General features: G+C 37.9%; 16 protein-coding genes. 8 read left to right on the forward strand and 8 right to left on the reverse strand.

The window, feature by feature from the left end; all coding sequences use genetic code 11:
• Nucleotide 1 precedes the first annotated feature (1 nt).
• From FVB32_RS02340 to FVB32_RS02375, 8 genes are all read right to left on the reverse strand, one after another.
• On the reverse strand, nt 2-448 hold the full coding sequence (locus FVB32_RS02340) for a FixH family protein (RefSeq protein ID WP_147740981.1): 447 nt from the start codon (nt 446-448) through the stop codon (nt 2-4).
• An 11-nt stretch (nt 449-459) separates the two neighbouring features.
• Entirely contained in the window at nt 460-1,869 is a 1,410-nt protein-coding gene (ccoG, locus tag FVB32_RS02345; RefSeq protein ID WP_147740982.1) for a cytochrome c oxidase accessory protein CcoG, read from the reverse strand.
• A 71-nt stretch (nt 1,870-1,940) separates the two neighbouring features.
• A complete protein-coding gene (locus FVB32_RS02350; protein ID WP_147740983.1) occupies nt 1,941-2,894 on the reverse strand; it encodes a cbb3-type cytochrome c oxidase N-terminal domain-containing protein in 954 nt (317 codons plus the stop codon).
• 4 nt (nt 2,895-2,898) lie between these two features.
• Entirely contained in the window at nt 2,899-3,084 is a 186-nt protein-coding gene (locus tag FVB32_RS02355; RefSeq protein ID WP_147740984.1) for a CcoQ/FixQ family Cbb3-type cytochrome c oxidase assembly chaperone, read from the reverse strand.
• Nucleotides 3,085-3,107: 23 nt separating this feature from the next.
• The gene (gene ccoN / locus FVB32_RS02360) at nt 3,108-5,288 is read right to left on the reverse strand and encodes a cytochrome-c oxidase, cbb3-type subunit I (RefSeq protein ID WP_147740985.1); all 2,181 of its coding nucleotides are present in this window, start codon (nt 5,286-5,288) and stop codon (nt 3,108-3,110) included.
• A 2-nt stretch (nt 5,289-5,290) separates the two neighbouring features.
• Nucleotides 5,291-5,500, reverse strand: coding sequence for a cbb3-type cytochrome oxidase assembly protein CcoS (gene ccoS, locus FVB32_RS02365; protein ID WP_147740986.1), 210 nt, complete (start codon nt 5,498-5,500; stop codon nt 5,291-5,293).
• Between the two features lie 59 nt (nt 5,501-5,559).
• Nucleotides 5,560-6,021 carry a hypothetical protein gene (locus tag FVB32_RS02370; protein WP_246139814.1) on the reverse strand — a complete coding sequence of 154 codons (462 nt, stop codon included), beginning with the start codon at nt 6,019-6,021 and terminating at the stop codon, nt 5,560-5,562.
• A gap of 6 nt (nt 6,022-6,027) precedes the next feature.
• Nucleotides 6,028-8,403, reverse strand: a complete 2,376-nt coding sequence (locus tag FVB32_RS02375) for a heavy metal translocating P-type ATPase (RefSeq protein WP_147740987.1) — start codon at nt 8,401-8,403, stop codon at nt 6,028-6,030.
• Between the two features lie 119 nt (nt 8,404-8,522).
• Between FVB32_RS02375 and FVB32_RS02380 the strand changes: the two genes are divergently transcribed.
• From FVB32_RS02380 to FVB32_RS02415, 8 genes are all read left to right on the forward strand, one after another.
• Nucleotides 8,523-9,212 (forward strand): Crp/Fnr family transcriptional regulator, encoded by a 690-nt coding sequence (locus tag FVB32_RS02380; RefSeq protein WP_147740988.1) that lies wholly within the window; start codon nt 8,523-8,525, stop codon nt 9,210-9,212.
• A gap of 84 nt (nt 9,213-9,296) precedes the next feature.
• The gene (locus FVB32_RS02385; protein ID WP_147740989.1) at nt 9,297-10,199 is read left to right on the forward strand and encodes a universal stress protein; all 903 of its coding nucleotides are present in this window, start codon (nt 9,297-9,299) and stop codon (nt 10,197-10,199) included.
• 128 nt (nt 10,200-10,327) lie between these two features.
• Nucleotides 10,328-11,263 carry a threonine/serine dehydratase gene (locus FVB32_RS02390; RefSeq protein WP_147740990.1) on the forward strand — a complete coding sequence of 312 codons (936 nt, stop codon included), beginning with the start codon at nt 10,328-10,330 and terminating at the stop codon, nt 11,261-11,263.
• A gap of 7 nt (nt 11,264-11,270) precedes the next feature.
• On the forward strand, nt 11,271-13,559 hold the full coding sequence (locus tag FVB32_RS02395) for an aminotransferase class III-fold pyridoxal phosphate-dependent enzyme (protein WP_147740991.1): 2,289 nt from the start codon (nt 11,271-11,273) through the stop codon (nt 13,557-13,559).
• 119 nt (nt 13,560-13,678) lie between these two features.
• Complete coding sequence (locus FVB32_RS02400; protein ID WP_147740992.1) at nt 13,679-14,518, forward strand: hypothetical protein; 840 nt, start codon at nt 13,679-13,681, stop codon at nt 14,516-14,518.
• A gap of 371 nt (nt 14,519-14,889) precedes the next feature.
• Nucleotides 14,890-17,643, forward strand: coding sequence for a helix-turn-helix and ligand-binding sensor domain-containing protein (locus FVB32_RS02405; protein WP_147740993.1), 2,754 nt, complete (start codon nt 14,890-14,892; stop codon nt 17,641-17,643).
• A gap of 235 nt (nt 17,644-17,878) precedes the next feature.
• Nucleotides 17,879-20,938, forward strand: coding sequence for a SusC/RagA family TonB-linked outer membrane protein (locus FVB32_RS02410; RefSeq protein ID WP_147740994.1), 3,060 nt, complete (start codon nt 17,879-17,881; stop codon nt 20,936-20,938).
• 10 nt (nt 20,939-20,948) lie between these two features.
• On the forward strand, nt 20,949-22,499 hold the full coding sequence (locus FVB32_RS02415) for a RagB/SusD family nutrient uptake outer membrane protein (RefSeq protein ID WP_147740995.1): 1,551 nt from the start codon (nt 20,949-20,951) through the stop codon (nt 22,497-22,499).
• Nucleotides 22,500-22,545: the final 46 nt, after the last annotated feature.

Consider the following 22,545-nt stretch of genomic DNA (forward strand, 5'->3'; position numbering starts at 1 on the left):
CTTAATAGACCAATTTCTCTTTATGTAAAAAAGTTTTACCTTGATATTGCCATTTTACAGTAATGTCCCAGCGACCGTCCAGCAAGCTATTGTCAGGTATGAGCAAATGTGTTTTGGACAAACTTATAGGAAAGTCAATATCCAAATGCTTGTTAGACGGTCTATAAAGGGACACTATGCCTGTTATTTGTTTAAGGTCAAATTTTTCTGGAAAAAAAATGGTCACTCCTTCTTCAGATTTTACGAATTTTAATTTTGCTTCCATCTCCAATGCCGATTTGGATGCATCAATTTCGTTCTGATATGCCAATTCTTGTTTGTAATAGTCATCAGTCACCAAATCATGATTAGCCCTGTCATCAGTACTCATCCTTACCACAAAATATAGTATGAAACTAATGAATGCTACAAAAGCTAATACTATCGCTGTTCCCCAATTTATTTTCATAGTACTATGTTTTAATGATAACTTCTTGGTGCCAAAAATTGAGTGGTTGCTGTCTCAATGAGCTTTTCAGCGCTATAAACTCCAATTTTCAACTTATCCTTATCTCCTGTTAATGCGGAGCTATTGATTTCTATAAACAAAGTCCCCTCTGCGAGCTTTTCCGCAGGTACTTTAAAACTGTCTTGAGACACCATCTTAATCTCTCCTTTATGGGACAGTAATTTAAAGCTAACACTATCTACATCCTTAGAGGTTTTGTTTACCAATTTGTACGTGTATACATTGCTAATGTTGTTATTTGCCTTTCTTTCATACAACTGCCCAGGTAACCGTAAAATATTCGCCTCAAGTTCGTTCCTAAGAAAAAGCATCCCTATCAATATCCCCGTAAGGACAAACAACACGGCGGTATACCCTTTCATTCTGGCCGTAAATTTGAATTTCGTTTTTTTGTTTATTTCATCTTCACTTGCGTAACGAATCAGTCCCCTAGGTTTTTGAATGCTGTCCATAATATGGTCACACTCATCTATACATGCTGTACAATTAACACATTCCAATTGGGTACCGTTTCGAATATCTATTCCTGTTGGACAAACATTTACGCACTGAAAACAGTCTATACAATCTCCATGACCCAAGGCATCTCTATCTTCGTTTTTACGAAACTTTTTACGCCCATTATCTCCTTCTCCACGTTTATGATCATACGCCACAACTATGGATTTGTTATCTAAAAGCACACCTTGCAGTCTTCCGTAGGGGCAGGCAATGATACATACTTGTTCGCGAAACCATGCAAACACAAAGTAGAACACCCCAGTAAAAATGAGCAATGGTATCATGGTTCCCATATGAGCCAATGGTCCATCAATAACGTACCTGATCAGTTTATCACTTCCAATGAGATAGGCCAAGAAAATATTAGCTATCAAAAATGAAATAATAAAAAAGACCGTCCACTTTAATACTCTTTTTCGAATTTTTTTACCATTCCAGGGTGATCTGTCCAATCTCATTTGTGCGCCACGATCTCCATCTATCCAGTATTCAATTCTACGGAATACCATTTCCATGAAAATGGTCTGTGGACACATCCACCCACAAAAAATACGCCCGTAGGCAACAGTAAACAGCGCTACAAAAATTACACCGGCTATCATCGAAACAACTACCAGATGAAAGTCTTGGGGCCAGAAAGGAAATCCAAAAATATTGAACCTTCTTTCCAACACGTTGAACAGTAGAAACTGATTACCATTTATCTTAATAAAAGGTGAAGCAATTAAAAAAAGTAAGAGTCCATAGCTTACATATTTGCGGTACTTAAAAAACCGACCACTTGGCTTTTTAGGAAAAATCCATGCCCTTTTGCCCTCTTCAGATATCGTCCCTATGGAATCTCTAAAATTCTCTTCCATTGCACTTATATTTTAACCTCAACAGTACTACTAAACAGGTACCTCTTTTTGAGGTTGAGGTGCCGTTTCTTTTAATTCATTGCTACATCTGTAGAATCAGAAACCTGTTCGATAGGAGCTTCTTCAATAGTTTCTTCTGATTCAGGAGCGTCTGGATCTACCCAGATTTCTCCTTCTGGTGCTTTTGGGTCTGCTGGGGTTGTACCTCCTAAAGTTAATATATAACTGGCTACCTGTGCCATTTCCAAAGGTTTTAGACTTTGTTTCCAGGAAATCATACCCTTTCCATCCCGTCCTCCTTCGGAAATGGTATTAAAGACATTTTTAATGCCTCCGCCCAAAATCCAATATTCATCGGTTAGGTTAGGACCAATTCCTCCTCCACCGTCAGCCATATGACATGCAACACAACTTGTGGTAAATATTTTTTCTCCTGCACTCAAATCTGCAGCTTCAGACAAAAATTCCACGGTATTCACATCAACTAAATCTTTTGCTGTTTTCTTGTATTCTTCAATAGCAATTTTGGCAGCGGCCACTTCTTGTTCATACTCTAATTTTTGGTCATAATCGCCAGCAACATGAAAACGTATGAGGTATACCACTCCAAAAATAATGGTAGCATAAAAAAGGTATACCCACCATGGTGGCAAGACATTGTCCAGCTCCCTAATACCATCATAATTGTGATCCAAGATTATTTCCCCTTCTTTTTCAATTTCCTTGGTCTTGGTAAGGCGCTTATACAAATTTTTACCCCATGTCCATTCCCTTTTCTTTGCCTTGGACGCTAAGTAGCGTTCTTTCGCCTCTTCTGAAAGTGTTTGGAACATCACATTTTCAATGGAACTTAAAATTAGTTCTATGGCAATTAATATCATCAATACCATTAGCATAAAAAACTGCGTAATTGGATATTCGATGATGGCTGGTTTTTCACCAGAATCTATAAAGTATTCCATTAATCCGAAGATTATGAAGAATAGTAGCGGAATACGTATCCACCAGGGTGTTCTTGTGCTCATAATGCTATAGTTTGTTTTGTTGATCGTTATCTAAAGGCAATTCTCCCATCTCCTTTATATGTGCTTTTGTGGCGGTAAACACCCACCAAAACAACAGAACAAAGAACACGAAGAATATTAATAGGGATATCATGGGATAACTTGCTATCCCTTCTATACTTTCCATATGGTTTTTTACAAATTTCAACATGGTGATTTGTTTTGAGATTGTAATTATTCTGTTTCTTTCACTTTAATATCGGTACCCAATCGTTGCAGGTAAGCAATCAATGCAACAACTTCCCTATCGCGCATTTCAATAAAATCCTCCCCATTTTCTTGCGCATATTTTTTATCGGCCTCATAGGTCCTTTCGAACTCTGGGTCTGTATATAGGTTCTTCTCTATCTGGGTAGCTTGTTCTGCCATAGATTGTGGCGCATTGGCTATATCTTCATCAGTATAAGGCACACCAAGGCTAACCATAGCTTCCATTTTACTTTGTACGGCACTTCTATCATGTTCGTTTACAACCAACCATTGGTATGCAGGCATAATCGAACCTGAAGACGTGCTTTGAGGGTCGTACATATGATTTAAGTGCCAGTTATCTGAGTATTTGCCTCCTATTCTATGTAAATCGGGGCCTGTTCGCTTACTTCCCCATAAAAATGGATGATCGTAGACAAATTCTCCAGCTTTTGAATACTCGCCATAACGTTCCACCTCACTTCTAAAAGGCCTGATCATTTGGGAGTGACAACCCACACAACCTTCACGAATGTATAAATCTCGGCCTTCCAATTCTAAAGGGGTATATGGTTTTACGCTTGTGATGGTAGGAATATTGGATTTCACCAAAATGGTCGGTACAATCTGGATAATTCCCCCAATTAAAATAGCTACAGTTGCCAAAATGGTCAATTGGACAGGTCTACGTTCTAACCAATTGTGGAAGGTCTCGCCAGCAACTCTTCTTTTGGAGACTCTTGTTAAAGCTGGTGCCTCAGCCAATTCGTCTTCAACAGAGCTTCCTTTTCTAATGGTTACTATCACATTATAGACCATAATCAACATTCCTATGATAAACATGGTACCTCCAATGGCACGCATCCAATACATAGGTATGATTTGTGTAACGGTCTCCAAGAAGTTTCCGTAGACCAATGATCCATCTGGATTGAATTCTTTCCACATTAGTGCTTGAGTAAACCCAGCAACATACATGGGCAAAGCATATAAAATGATTCCCAAAGTTCCTATCCAGAAATGAAAATTGGCCAATCCTTTGGAATAGAGTGTTGTCTTGAACATTTTGGGAACCAACCAATAAATCATACCAAAGGTCAAAAACCCGTTCCAAGCCAGTGCTCCCACATGCACGTGAGCAATGATCCAATCGCTAAAGTGAGCGATGGCGTTTACATTCTTTAAGGATAACATTGGGCCTTCAAAAGTGGCCATACCATAACCTGTAATGGCAACTACCATAAATTTTAAAGTGGCATCGCTACGTACTTTATCCCAAACACCTCTCAAGGTCAATAGACCATTGATCATACCACCCCAAGACGGAGCAATCAACATTACGGAGAAAACAACCCCAAGATTTTGGGCCCAATCTGGTAAGGAAGAATACAATAAATGGTGTGGTCCTGCCCAGATATAAATGAATATCAAGGACCAGAAATGGACAATGGAAAGACGATATGAGTATATAGGCCTATTCGCCGCTTTGGGAACAAAATAATACATCAATCCCAAGAACGGTGTGGTTAAAAAGAAGGCCACAGCATTATGCCCATACCACCATTGCACCAAAGCATCTTGTACCCCTGCGTAAACGGAATAACTTTTTAATGCGGCCACAGGCAGCTCCAAGCTATTAAAAATATGAAGTACCGCTACGGTAACAAATGTTGCTAGATAAAACCAAATGGCAACATACAGATGGCGTTGTCTTCTTTTTAAAATGGTTCCTATCAAGTTCCAACCAAAAACGACCCAAACCACAGCGATAGCGATATCTATAGGCCATTCCAATTCTGCATATTCTTTAGAAGTGGTATACCCCAAAGGCAGTGTAATGGCTGCCGCTACAATGATTAATTGCCAGCCCCAAAAATTAAAATTGCTCATAAAATCACTGAACATCCGTGCTTTTAACAATCGTTGGGTGGAGTAATAGACCCCGGCAAAAATGGCGTTCCCTACGAATGCGAAAATAACGGCATTGGTGTGCAATGGACGTAAACGTCCAAAACTCAGCCACGAAATACCATCTGTGATATTGGGAAACAAAAACATAAAAGCCAGTAGCAGTCCTACCAGCATTCCAACAACGCCCCATAGCATGGTGGCATATAAAAACTTTTGTACGATTTTATTATCGTAGCTAAATTGTTGTATTTCCATATTTATTGGTTTGTACTTTTAGTTAGTTCGATTTCTTTATTTTCCGGTTCGTTTTTATCTAAATCAGGCAGTAATTCATCCTCAAAAAGCATGCGGACAGATGGCGTATATGAATCATCATACTGCCCTCTTTTGACTGAAAAGACAAAGGCAGCAAAAAAGACCAGTGCAACTGAAATACTTATGGCCAATAACACATATATTACGCTCATACCTAGTTTAAATTAAGTGTAAAACTACATTGCCGTTCTTCCCTAAAAAATGACATATATCAGCTTTTGTTGGTTAATGTTTTCTTTTCCAATGGGTCCTTTTTTACCATTGTTACCAGCGCTGCTACAATGACAAAGTTCTTTCCAATGTATTGCCCCAAAAGTGTGGGAATCAGTGGGGGTTCTTTAAACGAGTCCAGCGGAAACAATAAAAGTGGGGTAAACGTTAAGGCCATATGAAAAAGAGCCACAACTATCGTTGTCTTTCTCCAAAGCTTGAGCAGCAACAAAATGCCAATACCCACTTCCAAGATTGCAAGAAGAATTATGGACTTGGAATCGGCAATAAGTCCAAATGTTAGCTCATGAATTGTATTCTTGGCCAAATTTTCTGCTGGGCTTAATGCAGGGAAAAATTTTAAACTCCCAAACCATAGGTAAATCACTCCAATGCTGATTGCCAATAAATCTGATTCGATTGCATTTTTAAGATTCCCAACTACTTTCTTTGTCAACATCATCAGGGGTTATGGTTTTATTTTTTTTCCTATCATATTGGTCATTACCGTAGTGAAAACCACAATACTAATGGAGCTTAGCGGCATAAGTATTGCTGCAACAACAGGTTCTAGCTGACCCGTGACTGCGAAATATAACCCAACTACATTATAGCACAATGACAGTAGAAAACTGAGTTTTATAATCTGTATTGATTTTTTAGATAGCTTTAGAAAATCTGGCAATTTGGTTAGGTTTGAAGCATCTAAAATAGCATCACAGGCTGGCGAAAAAACATTGATATTCTCTGAAATGGAAATTCCCACATCACTCTGGGCCAATGCTCCTGCATCGTTAAGTCCATCGCCAACCATAAGTACATTATGGTCTTTTTGCAGATGTCTTATATAATCCAATTTATCTTTGGGTTTTTGGTTGAACAGTAAGTTGGTTTTAGCAGGAAGTATTTTTTGCAACTGTTTCTTTTCTCCATCATTATCACCTGAAAGGATTCCAATATTCATGGATTTCCCTAAAGTGACAAAAAGCGCTTTTACTCCATCTCTGTATTTATTCTTGAATACAAAGCGTCCTTTAAAATCCTCATCGGAACTTATATAAACAGCGGTATCTGACAATGTATTTGGCTTGGATTCTCCAACATAATTTGCAGAGCCAGCTTTAATTGTGTGAGTATCCAATTTTCCTTCAATACCCATACCTGCATGTTCTTGAAATTCATCAAGGGTCATAATAGCATTGGACTTTAATATTTCATACAATGACCTGCTCAATGGATGATTGGATGCCCGTAAGGTAGTTTTGAGCAATGCTGTTTCAGTTTCGGTAAGCTCCACTCCTTCATACAGAATAGCATCTTTTGTAGTTGTTGTAATAGTGCCCGTTTTATCGAATATGGCCGTATCGATTTTTGATAATCGTTCAATTACATTTGTGTTCTTCAGGTAGAATTTATGTTTACCAAATATGCGAAGCATATTGCCCAATGTAAATGGAGCCGCAAGGGCAATTGCACATGGACACGCAATGATAAGGACAGCTGTAAACACATTGAGAGCCATACTAGGCATATAAAACAACCAAAAAACGGTTGCTAAAATGGCAACACTCAAAACTCCAATGGTAAATCGCTTTCCAATACTGTCCGTTAATGTTTGAAAGGTGGTTATCTTATCTTTTGAAAATATCGAATTGCCCCATAGTTGGGTGAGATAACTTTGCGAGACAGATTTTACAACCTCAACCTCCAAGACCCCTGAAAGTTGTTTTCCTCCAGCAAACAGCTTTTCTCCCGAAGCTTTAAAAACTGCATTGGATTCTCCCGTTACAAAACTGTAATCTATTTCCGCATCGCCCTTGATTAAAATACTGTCTACAGGAATAATTTCCATACTCCTAATTAAGAGTCTGTCTCCAGTTTTTATCTTATAGATTTGGATATTTTCTTCCCCCCCATTTGCATTCAATCTTGTAACCGCAATTGGAAAATAGGATTTGTAATCCCGCTCAAAAGAAAGAAAGGAATACGTTTTTTGCTGAAAAAATTTCCCAAGCAAAAGAAAGAACACCAATCCTGTCAAACTATCAAAAAAACCTGAGCCTAAATCAAAAATGATATCAACAGTACTCCTTAAAAACAGAGTTAAGATCCCCAATGCAATGGGAACATCGATATTCAATACTTTGGAGCGTAGCCCTTTATAGGCTGAAATAAAATAATCTTGGCCAGCATAAAATACCACGGGAAGTGAAAAGGCGAACATTAACCAACGGAACACCACTTTATATTGATCCAACCAAAACTCCTCAACCTCAAAATATTCCGGGAAAGAGAACAGCATTACATTACCAAAAGCAAAACCTGCAACACCAAGCTTATAAATTAGTGAGCGGTCTACTTTAGCCTTTTTCTTATTATACTCTTCTAGAGAAATGTATGGCTCGTAGCCTATAGCGCTTAAAAGCAAAACAAGTGCCTTTAAAGAAAAATCTTCAGATTTATAGGTAACCCTAATGGTCTTTTTAGGAAAATCTACTTGTGAATTTGAAATAGATGAATGAAGGCGATTCAGGTTTTCCAATACCCAAATACAAGAACTGCAATGGATAGACGGAACGCTTAAATTAACCACTTGCACTCCTTCTTCATTAAATTCCACTAGCTTTTCTACAATATCCTGATTATCCAGAAAATCGTACTTGTGTTGAATTTCGTTAGGAGTTGTGCCTGCTCTTGCCTCTATCTCGTAGAAATTGGACAAACCATTGGTGGTAAAAATCTCATAGACTGTTTTACAACCATTGCAGCAGAATTCTTTTTCATCAAAAAGAACCTTTGTACGATTGCAATCATCACCACAATGATAACATCTCATGTTTGCCATTTACACTTGCTTTACCCAAGCCAAAATTGTAACACATTTTACTTTAAAAATATGACATTTATCAGTTCTTGTTCAATACTTTAGGTTTAATTTTGTGACATCAGGTAAATCAATCAGTTATGGAGAGTAGGTGTGAAAATTGTATCATCAGACAATTCAATTCGCTAAGAGCCATGAGCAAGGAGGAATTGAAGAAGGTAAGCGACACTAAAACCACAAAAAAAGTCAAGAAAGGTGAGCCTATTTTTCAGGAAGGTGAAAAATTAAATGGTGTTTTCTGCGTCCGAGATGGTGTTTCCAAACTTTCCAAACTTAGTGCCAATGGTAAAGACCAAATTGTAAAACTTGCAACTAAAGGTGAAGTGCTTGGCCAACGATCTGTAATTGCAGAAGAATGCACCAATCTTTCAGCGATAGCGGTCAGCGATATGGAAGTATGCTTCATTCCTAAAGAAAGTATTAATACTACATTACAAAAGAATCCGAATTTTACCCTAGAAGTGTTGCGACATATGGCCCATGACCTAAAAGAAGCCGATGACGTTATTGTAAATATGTCGCAAAAGACTGTAAAACAACGTATTGCAGAGGCTTTCTTATATTTAAAAAACAACTTTGGTGAAGATGATGATGGCTTTTTGGCGCTTACACTCTCTAGAGAAGACATATCCAATGTTGTTGGTACCGCAACAGAATCCGCAATTCGAATTATCTCAGAATTCAAGAAAAAAGGGCTCATTCATACCTCAGGTAAAAAAGTAGGTATAAAAAATGAACGTAAGTTAGTAGAGTTGGTCGAAGGCTTTTAAACCCACCCTCTTTAAAACCTGATATTTGTCATAGTATTCCCTTCCGCATAGCACTAATTTTATTCCATCTTTATTTTATTTAGGATGCAGAAGATTTTAATACCTACAGATTTTTCGGAAAACGCATGGAACGCCATTAATTATGCCATGCAGCTATTTCGTAATAAAAAATGTACTTTCTATTTGCTTAACACGTATACACCTGTAATTCCAAGCAGTCGTTTTATGGCTAAAATGATTGATGGGGTAAGCATAGTAGATGCTGTTAGAAATTCCTCGGAACAAGGTTTACTCAAGACCGTTGAAAGGATTAAGACCAAGTATGGCAATCCCAATCACAGTTTTGAAACCATCTCTTCTTTTAATTTATTGATGGAAGAGGTAAAGGACATTGTGGACACATTTGATATAAACCTTGTAGTTACTGGAACCAAGGGAGCCTCTGGTTTGGATGAGGTTTTTATGGGAAGTAATACCGTCCGTATTATAAAAAGTACAAAAAAATGCCCCGTCTTGGCCATTCCCCAACATTTTGATTTTATAACGCCTTCTGAGATTGCATTTGCCACCGATTTTAATCGGTTTTATACAATTTCTGAGTTAAGACCTTTATTGGAATTGGCAGAAATGTTTCGGGCCACCGTTAGAATTGTACACGTTCAACATGGAATAAAAGCTCTATCGGAATTGCAGCAATTCAACCTTAACATGTTAAGGCGATATTTGAGTGACACAGAACATTATGTGCATACGGTTTCAGAGCTCAATTCGGTATCACAAACCTTGGAAATGTTTTCTGATGAATTGGACATTCATTTATTGGCCTTGCTGAACTACCAACATAGCTATATGGAAAAAATGACCCGTGAACCCATAGTAAAGCGAACCGCATTCCATACACAAATACCGCTATTAGTCATTCCTGAGCTAGGCATGGAAGGTGTTTCAAAAAAAAATGAGGAACGAGAACGTACCATTACCACTTAGCATCGCAAACAACATTTTAATTTTATTCACCCCCAATTTCAAAGGTGAATTTTGAATGTAATTAAATCACCATCCCTATCTTTATATCTTATTTTTAGATTTAAAGCATTTCCAACAAGGAAGGTGAAATGGACAAGCGTCAACTTATTCAATGTCATGATAGAATAAAGCCATTTATTCACAACACGCCAGTACTTACGTCTAAGTCGATTGATGCAATGGTCAGCGCCAACCTTTTTTTCAAGTGTGAGAATTTTCAAAAAATGGGCGCCTTTAAAATGCGGGGTGCTGCCAACGCTATCATGCAACTTTCCAAGGAACAAAGGCAACATGGGGTGGTAACACATTCTTCGGGAAATTTTGCCCAAGCCCTTGCCCTATCTGCCCAGAGTTTGGGTGTTAAAGCATTCATTGTTATGCCCAAAAATGCTCCGTTGGTAAAGAAAAATGCGGTTAAAGAGTATGGAGGGCGAATTATAGAATGTGAACCAACATTAGTAGCACGAGAAAATACAACCAAGCAAATAGAGAAAGAAAAAGGGGCAACATTCCTCCATCCATCCAATGATGACCATGTTATTTTAGGGCAAGGTACTGCGTGTAAGGAACTGTTAGAGCTTCATCCAGACTTGGATTATGTATTTGCTCCTGTGGGTGGAGGTGGCTTAATTGCAGGAACAGCTATCGCAGCAAAGTATTTTGGAAAACATTGTAAGGTTATTGGAGGGGAACCTTTTGAAGTGGATGATGCCTATCGTTCTTTACAAAGTGGCACAATAGAAACAAATAAAACCACCAACACTATTGCTGATGGCTTAAAAACACAGTTGGGTGATAGAAATTTCCCCATCATTACACAAAATGTTCAAAGGATTATTAGAGTAACGGAAGAGGAAATCGTGCAAGCTATGCGAATTGTTTGGGAACGTTTAAAAATTATTTGTGAGCCTTCCAGTGCAGTTGCTTTTGCCGCTGTCCTTAAGGAAAAAGAACAGTTTTCGGGAAAAAAATTAGGTGTAATCCTTTCTGGTGGTAACGTAGACCTGAATAATTTGCCTTTTTAGAAAATTCATGAATACACTACTCAAAAAAGAATTCGGAATTGATTCGGTGAACATTAAAAAACTTGATGGATACGACAATGCCAATTATCTTATTGAAGCACCATCAAAAAACTATATTTTTAAAACATATCCTTATTCTGAATCGCTTTTTGACTTAATTGAGGTTGAAAGCCAAGCCTTGTTATTCCTTAAAACCGGACAGACAGAAACCTTTCCCACTCCAATCCCATTTGCTAACGGAGCATATGTCAAGGTGCTTGAACTTGACGGAAAAACCATTATATGCAGAATGCTTTCATTTATTGATGGAAGTTTTATGGGAGATATCAACCCAACCAAAAAAGTATATGCCTCTCTAGGAAGTTTTCTGGCTAGTCTAGATTTGAAGCTACAGGGATTCAACAGTTATATACTTAAAGCCAGAAAATGGGAATGGGATCTTCAGTATCTCCACTTAAACAAGAAATATATTGCTGATATTCCAAACGCACATGATAGAAATGTAGTGCGCTATTTTTTTCAGCAGTTTGAAGAACTTGTAATTCCCGTGCTACCAGAACTACGAAAACAAACCATATATAACGATGCCAATGAATGGAATATTTTGGTTCGTAATGAACATATTTCTGGATTGATAGATTTTGGAGATATGGCTTTTTCTCCTTTAATAAATGAATTGGCCATAGCCATAACCTATGCCTGTTATGATAAAGAAAATCCATTAGAATGGGCACTACCCATCATAAAATCATACCATGAAACCCTTCCACTTGAAGAAAAGGAACTGGAAATTCTCTATTATTTAATAGCTGGGAGACTTTGCACCAGTGTATGTAACGCTGCCCATGCAAAAAAAACCAATCCAGATAATATCTATGCCACAACAAGCGAAAAATCTGCATGGAGTATGCTTTATAAACTATTGGGAATTAGCCCAATTGGCGCTGAAAATATGTTCAGAAAAGCTATCGGAATGTCCGTTACCGAAAAAAAAACGGAAGCTGAAGAAATTGAGAGAAGGCATAAACATATAAGCCCCATTCTGTCTTTAAGCTACAAAAAGCCTATTTCAATGGTTCGTGCTGCATTTCAATATATGTACGACAAACATGGCAATGCCATTTTGGATGCTTATAACAATATCCCACATGTAGGACATTCGCACCCAAAAGTGGTTGATGCCGGGCAGCGACAAATGGCAAAGCTAAATACCAATACCCGGTATTTATACGACCTGCTTCCCACCTACTCGGAGAAACTGTTATCCAAATTTCCACAATCTCTAAACAAGGTCTACTTTGTTAATTCTGGGAGTGCAGCAACTGATCTAGCCCTAAGGTTAGCACACGCGCATACCAAACACAAAAAACTCATGGTAATGGAATATGGTTACCATGGAAACACACAGATGGGAATTGATGTTAGCGATTATAAATTCAACAATCCCAAGGGAATTGGAAAAAAAGAACATATTTTAAAAACACCTATTCCTGATACATATAATGGAAAATACAAAGGCAAAGATGCAGGAACTTTGTATGCAGCAGAAGCCATAGAACAAATATCAAATAGTACAGAACCCATAGGAGCTTTTATATCTGAGCCTATAGTTGGATGTGGCGGCCAGGTACCTTTGGCAGATGGGTACTTGAAAGAAATTTATCCGGTGATACGAAAACAAGGTGGGGTCTGTATAAGTGATGAAGTGCAGACAGGTTTTGGTCGTTTAGGCGATCACTTTTGGGGCTATGAAGCTCAGGAGGTAATTCCGGATATTGTTATATTAGGAAAACCCATGGCAAATGGTCATCCCATGGGAGCTGTGGTTACAACAAGTGAAATTGCAGCATCTTTTAATAAAGGGGTGGAATTCTTCAGTTCTTTTGGAGGCAATCCTGTTTCATGCGCTATTGCCCTGTCTGTTCTAGAAGTTATCGAGGAAGAACAGCTACAAGAAAATGCCAAAGTAGTTGGAGATCATTACAAATCACTGCTGCTAAAACTTAAAAAAGAGTACAAAAGTATTGGGGACGTTAGAGGGTCTGGTTTGTTTTTGGGTATTGAAATCATTGATGAAAAAACACAAAAAACAAACAGAAAACTAGCGCATCATATTAAGAATGAATTGCGCGAGAGAAATATCCTGATCAGCACCGATGGACCAGATGACAGTGTTCTAAAAACAAAACCTCCACTTTGCTTTACAAAGGAAAATGCTGAAACTGTTGCAAATGAAATATACAATGTATTGGGTGCATTAGAAAATCACAACAGAAACTCGGATCCTTCATTTTAATTTCAAAACCGCTTAGAAATAAAGAAGCATTTTTTTATTTCTATTAAGTTTTAATTATAAATTCTTTAAGAACAATCAAAAGATCAAGGAATAGCTTTACACTGAAACATCAATCGTGTATGAAAATAAAGCTACATCCACTAACACCAATTTTAATACTTTTCTTATCAGTTTCATCTTCTGCATTTGGACAAAAAAAAACTATTCAACTAAAAGGGAAAGTTCAGAATTTAACCAACGATGTTTCCGATGTATTGGTCGTGAATTTATCCACTGAAGAATCTACAATTACAAATACAGAAGGGTTTTTCACCTTAGAAGCTAAGGCTGGAGATACCATACAATTTACAGCAGTTCAATATATCACGAAAAAAATAATCGTCAATGATGCCACGATAAATCAAAATATGATACTCATTAATTTGGTGGAGAACATAATAAAATTGAAGGAAGTTACCGTAATGCCCCATAGTTTAACAGGAAACATAGCCATTGATATGGAAAGAATCAATGTTAAACCTGTTGTTACTTCTTCATCTTCAAAACTACCCAACTCAAATCTTGGAGTGATAACACATAGTGAAAGATTACTATTTGAGGCAGATAGAGGAAAGTTTGTCACTGGAGGTGTTCGCTTGGATACAATTTCCCTTTTTCCAATTGTTGGTCTTTACATGGATATCAACGTTCATAAAACTCTCAACTATATTTCTGGGAGAACAAAAACCCTAAAAAATAGGGTTTCACTTGATAAAAATATTAAAATGGAAACTGAAATTGTAAATATGTTTCCAAAAACAACCATATCCCAAGAATTTGGGATCCCCCTTAAAAATATCGATGGTTTTCTTACTTTTTGTTTATCGCAAGATGATTTTTCTGGTTTGTCCGATATGGGCAATACCATTGAAATTTGGAATTATCTTAAAAGCAAAAGTCAAGAGTTTAAAAAAAGGTGATTTAACTTACGCAATTGGCGCACCAACCTCAAGGTCGCATTCTATAAATTTTCCCATTATTTTCCAATAGGATTAATGCTTCTTTCCAACTTGGCAATTCGTCAGCATCTATCACGAGTGTTCGTATTGCTTTTGTCAATTGTATACAGCGTTCAGTATTGGACAATATTTAGTGTAGAGACAAGCTGCTAAAGCAAATGGATGGTTAATTTCCGTCTCTTTACCAATTAGAGAGCTTGATGTATAAATGATGTAGAAAAAGACCCTTAATGCGGCTTTCAAACAGGGGTTTTTCACTTTCCCAATGCTTATTGTTTTGTATATTCATTTTTGGGTATCTCCCACTTTTCATACATAAGCAGTAAACATAAATGTTCAATTCCTCTAAAACAATTATCCTAATATGCTTAATTCCAATATTCACTTTTGGACAAAATCTACTGCCCCCTATTTATAATTACAAACCACTAGAGTATAAAGGAGCAAGTAAAAATTGGGGGTTGGCGGTGAATAAACAAGGGGAACTTTTTGTAGCCAATAACAAAGGCCTCCTTTATTTTAATGGTGAACAATGGAGTCTTAACAAGTTGCCAAATAATACCATAATACGCTCGGTAGCTTCAGTGGAAGATAGAATATACACTGGATCATATGAAGAGTTCGGGTTTTGGAAAAAAAATGAAAAGGGTATTCTCACATACGCTTCCTTAACTCACCTTATCAAGAACCATCCGTTCACAAGTGAAGAATTTTGGGAAATCATTCATCACAAAAACAAGATACTATTTAGATCATTTTCATCTATCTACATGTATTCGGATGATGAAATTGAAGTAATAGACCCACCTGAGATTATTTCGGATATCGTCACCTATAAAGACCGTCTAATTGTTGCTGCTGGGCCAGATGGACTTTATGAACTTGTTGGTGAGCAGATAAGCCCCTTAAAAAACCAGGAGTTGCTTTTAGGAAAGACCGTTACCGACATGGTAGTGGTAGGAGAATCTTTACTGGTTGGCACAAAACTTAACGGATGTTTTTTATTCAATGGTAGCACATTACAATCCTGGAACACCCCATTGAACGAAGAGTTAAAAATGCATCAGCTTAACAAAATTCAAAACTTGACTACAGGTAAAATTGCTTTCGGAACAATCAAAAATGGTGTTTACCTTTTTGATCAATCCCAAGGTACTTCCCAAATACTAAATCGGGAATCTGGACTTCAAAACAATACAGTACTATCACTGCTTCAATATGACAATCAACTGTGGCTTGGACTTGACAATGGAATAGCTCGTGTACGCCTTAACAACCCGATTACTTACTACACTGATTACTATGGTACATTAGGAATGGTCTACGATATGGCCTTTTATGACAACAGACTATATGTAGGCAGTAATACAGGGGTATTTTATTTTGAAAACAATAAACTTGAATTTGTAAATGGATCTCAAGGACACGTTTGGGATCTACAGATAATAGATGGTGATTTACTATGCGGGCATAACACCGGTACCTTTAAAATTATGAATAGCAGTCTTGATAAAATCTCTCCCTTTTCTGGTGGCTACGAAATAAAAAAAGTTCCAACACAGAACACTACCTATATCCAAGGGACCTACAACGGACTGGTTAAATACAGTAAAAATGAAAACAATGTTTGGACTGTTAAAAGGATTGATGGAATAGATTTTCCAGTAAAGCAATTATGCTTTGAAACTCCTAATACATTATGGGTAGCACATCCTTATAAAGGGTTTTACAGAATCCAAATCAATTCTAGTTTTGATGAAATAACCAGCATGAAGCAATATGATGGTGACAAAGCCCCTAGCAAGTACAATGTAAAAATCTATAACATTAAAAACCAAATCGTCTTTTCTAATGACAATACCTGGTATAAATATGACCCTATTCTAGACCGTATTGTTTACTTCGAAGAATTTCAAAAATATAATAACAGAGAACTCCTTTTTTATGATAATACGCACTTCTGGTTTGTTGATAGTGAAGAGAAAAAAGAAATTACGAACACCAATCTTAGAACAGACAGCTTGTTAATAGCCGACCTCCAATTGCGCGAACGGTTGGTTTCAGATTCGCAAAATATGATCAAAATCAACGACAGTGTTTCTTATATCACCCTTAATGATGGGTTTGCAAAAATTGATCGATCAGCGTTTCAAAAACAACTGGATAGCTTTACACTACCAATGCCCACCTTGAATGCAATTAAAGATGAAAAAAACAGCTATACGTTCAATAACGCTTCAATTAAAATTCCTTTTAAACACTCCCAGCATATAATCATCGAAGTGGCCTCCCCTAAATTGATACAACCTCGCTATTATTACGAACTAAATGGTCCCAAAAGTTATCAAGATTATGCAAGTAATGGATTCGTGGACTTCCAAAACCTCCCCTATGGTAGTTATGAGTTTCAAGTTTCCACAGTTGGTATAGATAATACCAGATCCAAGCAAAACTCGATTAAATTTGATATTGCCCCTCCGTGGTATCTTTCCAAAATAAGCATTGCACTTTATGTCCTGGCAGCCATATCAGCAGTCTTTATCATCAGATGGTACAATGCAAGGAAATTAGAAAGAAAGCGTGAGGAGCTCGAAAGCCAAATGAAAAAGGAGCAAAAAGAAAAACTTGCCACGCTTGAAAAAGAAAAATTAGCCAAAGAAATCAAACTCAAGCAAAATGAATTGGCAAGTACCACTTTGAATATCGCAAAAAAGAATGAGATGATTTTAGAATTAAAAAATATGCTTGTACTCCACAAGGATAAATTCGCAAACTCCCAGCGGTATAGGTCTTTTATCAAAAAATTGAATAATTCGGTTAAAGACACTGAAGATTGGAAAAGATTTGAAGTGAACTTTAAAGAGCTACACGAAGACTTCTTTGAACGTCTTTTAAAAGAATATCCAACCTTAACACCAAAAGACCTAAAACTATGTGCGTACCTAAAGATGAATCTCTCAACCAAAGAAATTGCTCCATTAATGGCTATTACAATTAGAGGTGTGGAAATACATCGGTATAGATTAAGAAAAAAACTACAGATTGATAGTTCAAAAAACCTATCTAACTTCTTAATAACCTTTTAAAGCTGGCTAGACTTTAAATGCATTGCGAAAAGGAGTCACTTTTCCACTACATCATTACCACATCACTATGTTAATCTTTTAAGTTTTTACAAGCACCTTTTCTACTGCAAAGCCCTATGAATGGGAGAATTCAAGCATTCTTTTTATGATGTATTTTTTATGTAATGACATTGTAAGGTCAACCGCTCCCTTCTTTGATAATTTAGCAAAAATATAACTCAATCTTTGAACAATTATGAAAATTAGAAGCGTCATTTTATTAATCTCGTTTATGTTGTTTCAAACTGTACTTTTCGCACAGAACAACATTACGGTATCTGGAACTGTTTCTGATAGTGAAGGACAGCCCTTGCCAGGGGCCAATGTCATTTTAAAAGGGACTACTACTGGCATACAAACCGATTTTGATGGAAACTATAGTTTACAGAACATCCCAGACAACGGTATACTTACCTTCAGTTATATAGGTTTTGTAATACAAGAAGTCAATATAGATGGAAAAACCACTATACACATAACCCTTCAGGAGGACACAAATGTTCTAGATGAAGTGGTGGTGGTAGGTTATGGTACTCAGAAGAAAGCTGATTTAACAGGTTCAATAACAACTATTAAATCAGAAGATATTACAAGAACACCCTCTGGTGCTGCGATGCAGTCTTTACAAGGAAAGGTAGCAGGTTTGCAGGTGGTAAGCAGCGGTGCCCCAGGTACGGGGCCTACCATCAGGGTTCGTGGTTTGGGTTCTTTTGTTAATGGTGCATCGGACCCGCTCTATGTAGTCGATGGTACATTCTTTGATGACATCGATTTTTTAAACAACGAAGATATTGAATCCATTTCTGTCCTTAAAGATGCATCTGCATCCGCCATTTACGGGGTAAGAGCAGCTAACGGAGTAGTAATTATTCAAACAAAGTCGGGCAAAGCCAATCAAAAGCCGCAAATAACCTACAGTGGCTATCATGGAGTCCAAGTTGCACAAAACCTCGTAACCCTGTCCAATTCTGAACAGTTTGCAACCCTAGCTAGGGAGTCTGGTTCGGTGGCTGAAGCTCAATTCATAGAAAATGCATTGCAGCGATATGGACGAAGTAGAATCAATCCAGATATACCAGATGTAAACACAGATTGGTATGATTTGATTTTGCGCCATGCGCTTCAACAAAACCATAGCTTAGGCGTTGCAGGGGGTTCTGAGGATATTACTTATGCAGTAGGATTAAATTATTTTGATCAAGAGGGTATTCTAAAAATGAAGAATGACTTTGAGCGATTTAATATAAGAAGTAAACTAAACTTTGATTTAAGCAATCGCTTGAGTGTAGGTGTTTCAACGCTCTTTAGCAATGCTACTAGATACCGTCCCGAGGATACTGCTTTTGCCTTGGCATATTTTGCCGTGCCCGTGATGCCAGTCCTTGATTCGTCAAAGACGGATGCATTTCCTAGACCTTATGCCAATGCCCAAGATTTAGGATATAGAGGTACCCAAAACCCTTTTCCGATAATGGAGAATACTGAGAATAGAAATAAAATAAGAAATACACTGGTAACCTTTGATTTGAGCTATCAGCTAATCCCCGATAAATTAACGTTTAAAACTGCATATTACCACAATTTTGAAACGCTCGAAGTTCGAGAAGTAAGACTTCCTTTCTTTTTTGGCAATGGTAATGCTTTTAGGGAAAATGCAGAACTGATCAAGAGAAACGAAACATTTTCTGAACAAACTTGGGACAATACACTAACCTATGACGATAGCTATGGAAAACATAACTTAACGATTTTGGGAGGTACATCTTTTAGGGATAGATCTTTTGAAAAATTAGAAGTAAAAGGGTTGAATTTTCCAAATGGCCCAGGAATAGGTGATGAGTCATACTTTTTAGATTTATCAGATACAATTGACACTAGTGAACAAGCTAATGGGGATAGAGTCACAGGAGATGATGGTGAGAGACAGTACTTCTTTTCTTATTTTGGACGTATCGCCTATAATTTTGATAACAAGTATCTACTATACGGAACTTTTCGTGCTGATGGTACTAGTAAATATCAAGAAAAATGGGGCTATTTCCCTACTGTCGGTGTCGGTTGGGTCGTTTCGCAAGAGTCATTCTTTCCAGAGACCAATGCAATCAATTTTCTAAAGTTGCGAGGCAGTTGGGGTGAACTGGGTAATGCCAATGTCGCTTCGAGTACCGGAGGTATAACCTCGGATGAGGTAACTGCAGCCTTTGGTGACACACCCTTCTCCGGATTGGTGACCAGCAGTGATTTTGAAGCCTTAAAATGGGAAGTAACCGCCGAAACCAACGCTGGTATTACCGCAACATTATTCAACAATCACTTATCTCTAGATGCCGATTATTTCAGCAGGGAGACAAGGGATGCCGTAATTCCGGTATCAAGGCTTTTAGTACCAGGGGAAACCAGACAAAATGTTGGAAAAATTAGAAACTCTGGATTTGAAGTGGTATTAAATTGGAATAAACAGGTTTCTGAGAATTTCAGCTATACTATAGGCGCAAATTTTTCAACCTTGAAAAATGAAGTTCTGGACTTAGCAGGGCAAGAAAACTTGACCTCTGGGGGAGATGTTGCCCAGCGAACTGTAATTGGCGGCACTATAAATCCTTTTTTCGGCCTTGATGTGGCCGGGGTATACCAGACTCCTGAAGAAATTCAAGCAGACCCCGCTGCACAATCGGCAATAGCAGATGGGTTAACTGTTGAACCTGGCGATTTTAGGTTTGTAGACCACAATGGTGACATGGTGATAGATGCTCAAGACAGAGTAGATCTTGGGTCTTTCTTGCCCACATATACCTTCGGCTTTAATCTAGGGCTTAATTACAAGAACTGGGATTTTTCTATGAATGTGATTGGCCAAGGCGGAAATGTAATCGCTAACATCAAACGATTTGGAATACGACAAACCCCCGACCCAAATATTGATAGGGATTTTGCTGTTAACCGCTGGACTGGTCCAGGTAGCTCAAATGCCTATCCTTCTGCAAGAGGAATAAGAAACCCCTGGAGCAATCAATTTCTGAATAGTTTTTTTGTTGAAGATGGTGATTTTGTTCGACTACAAAATGTAACCTTAGGATATACATTACCAAAATTGCAAGGGAAATTCAATCCTGATATTCGATTTTACATTACCGCTGAAAGGCCATTGACCTTGTTTAACTACAATGGCTTTACTCCAGAAGTTTCAGATGGTAGAGATAATCAGACCTACCCAATTCCCGGGGTTTATACTATTGGTATAAATGTTAAAATTTAAAATAATAGCTATGACACGTACACAAACAAACAAATTACCAGTGATTCTAGCCTTGTTAGCTATTATGCTTGCAAGTTGTTCAAACGAATTGGATCAGCCAGAACTCAATAATAATTTTGCCGGAGGCACAGATTTTTCCAAAACCGATGAAATGATCTTTTCACTTATCGGTGTATACCAAGCCGTTACTTCCCGGGGCTGGGAACAACCATTAGTTGTCTCTACAAGAGGAGACGATGTCAATGCAGCAGGCGATCAACAAGGTCTCATAAACCAGGATCGCTACGTATATGATAACTCATTTTTTGGTTCACGTACCCTTTGGGAAACCTACTATGGTGATATTATTCGTGCCCATACAGGTATGGAGCAAATTAGCAGATATATGGAACTGGCAGATGAGGATGGAATCGCTTTAGGCAATCGATATATTGCCGAAGCGAAAGTTTTAAGAGCAATATTGCTCTTTCAATTATCTCAGGTTTATGGTGCGGTTTTTATCCCGGAATCATCAGATCTTAACGATTTTGCCAATGTCACATCAGTACCCACAAAAGATGAGGTAATGCAACACATTTCGGACCAAATGGATGAGGCTTTACCTTTCTTACTGGACATGCGTCCTAACGAACGCACTGATTTGCCAGGTGGGGTAACACGATATACAGCATTGATGATCAAAGCCGTAGCTAATCAAGAATTAAAGAATTATCAAGCTGTAGCGGATGCAACCGGTCAGATCATCAATTCAGGTAAGTTCAGTCTCTTCAATGATTTTTACGAACTCTTCAAAACACCCGGAAAGTTGAGCGATGAAAGTTTATTTGAATTTCAGTATTCCGATTTTGGCGTGGGTGAGGGAGATAGGGTTAGCCACCTTTACAATCCTTACGGCCCAAATAGCTGGGATCCCACAGTGGCAGGCGCTAGTTCTGGTTGGGGCTTTTTTGAACCTACTATGAAATATGTGGAATTTATGTTGGATAGGGAAGAAACAGTACGTTTGGAAACTTCAGTGTTTTTTAGTCAAAAAGGGATTGATAGTCTTGTTGCTTCCACCCCCTATACAGACGCAACATTACCTGCTTTTGTGTCTCCAACAACAAGGGATGCTGACACAAATACATCCGATGTTAGGTCTATCTTTTCCAGTGGAAAACATTACATGCCAACCAACCAACTCATACCTGGCCGCACAGCATATGGTAGTAATAAAAATTATATTGTCTTTCGATATGCGGAAACGCTTTTAATGTATGCCGAAGCTTTATTGCAAGGGGCTACTGGTTCTGGTATTGCTGCTGACCAAGCGGTAAACCTAGTGCGCCAAAGGGCAGGGATGGCACCTTTGTCTGGAGTGACCCTAGATCAGGTAATTGACGAAAAATATGCTGAGCTAAGTATGGAATGGGGCAAGCGATTTTTCGACATGGTCCGATTAGGCAGAAATGACGAGCTTAGCTACGGAGGTAGAACTTTTACCCCAGACAAGGCCTTTGTCACCTATCATCAGGATCAAATAGACGAATTCCCCATTTTGGGCGATATAGTGAATAACTAAAACATTAAAGAAGATGAAAACAATAAGATATATTCTCGCAAGTTTT

It is taken from the genome of Flagellimonas hymeniacidonis (genome assembly GCF_008040165.1).
Taxonomy (GTDB): domain Bacteria; phylum Bacteroidota; class Bacteroidia; order Flavobacteriales; family Flavobacteriaceae; genus Flagellimonas; species Flagellimonas hymeniacidonis.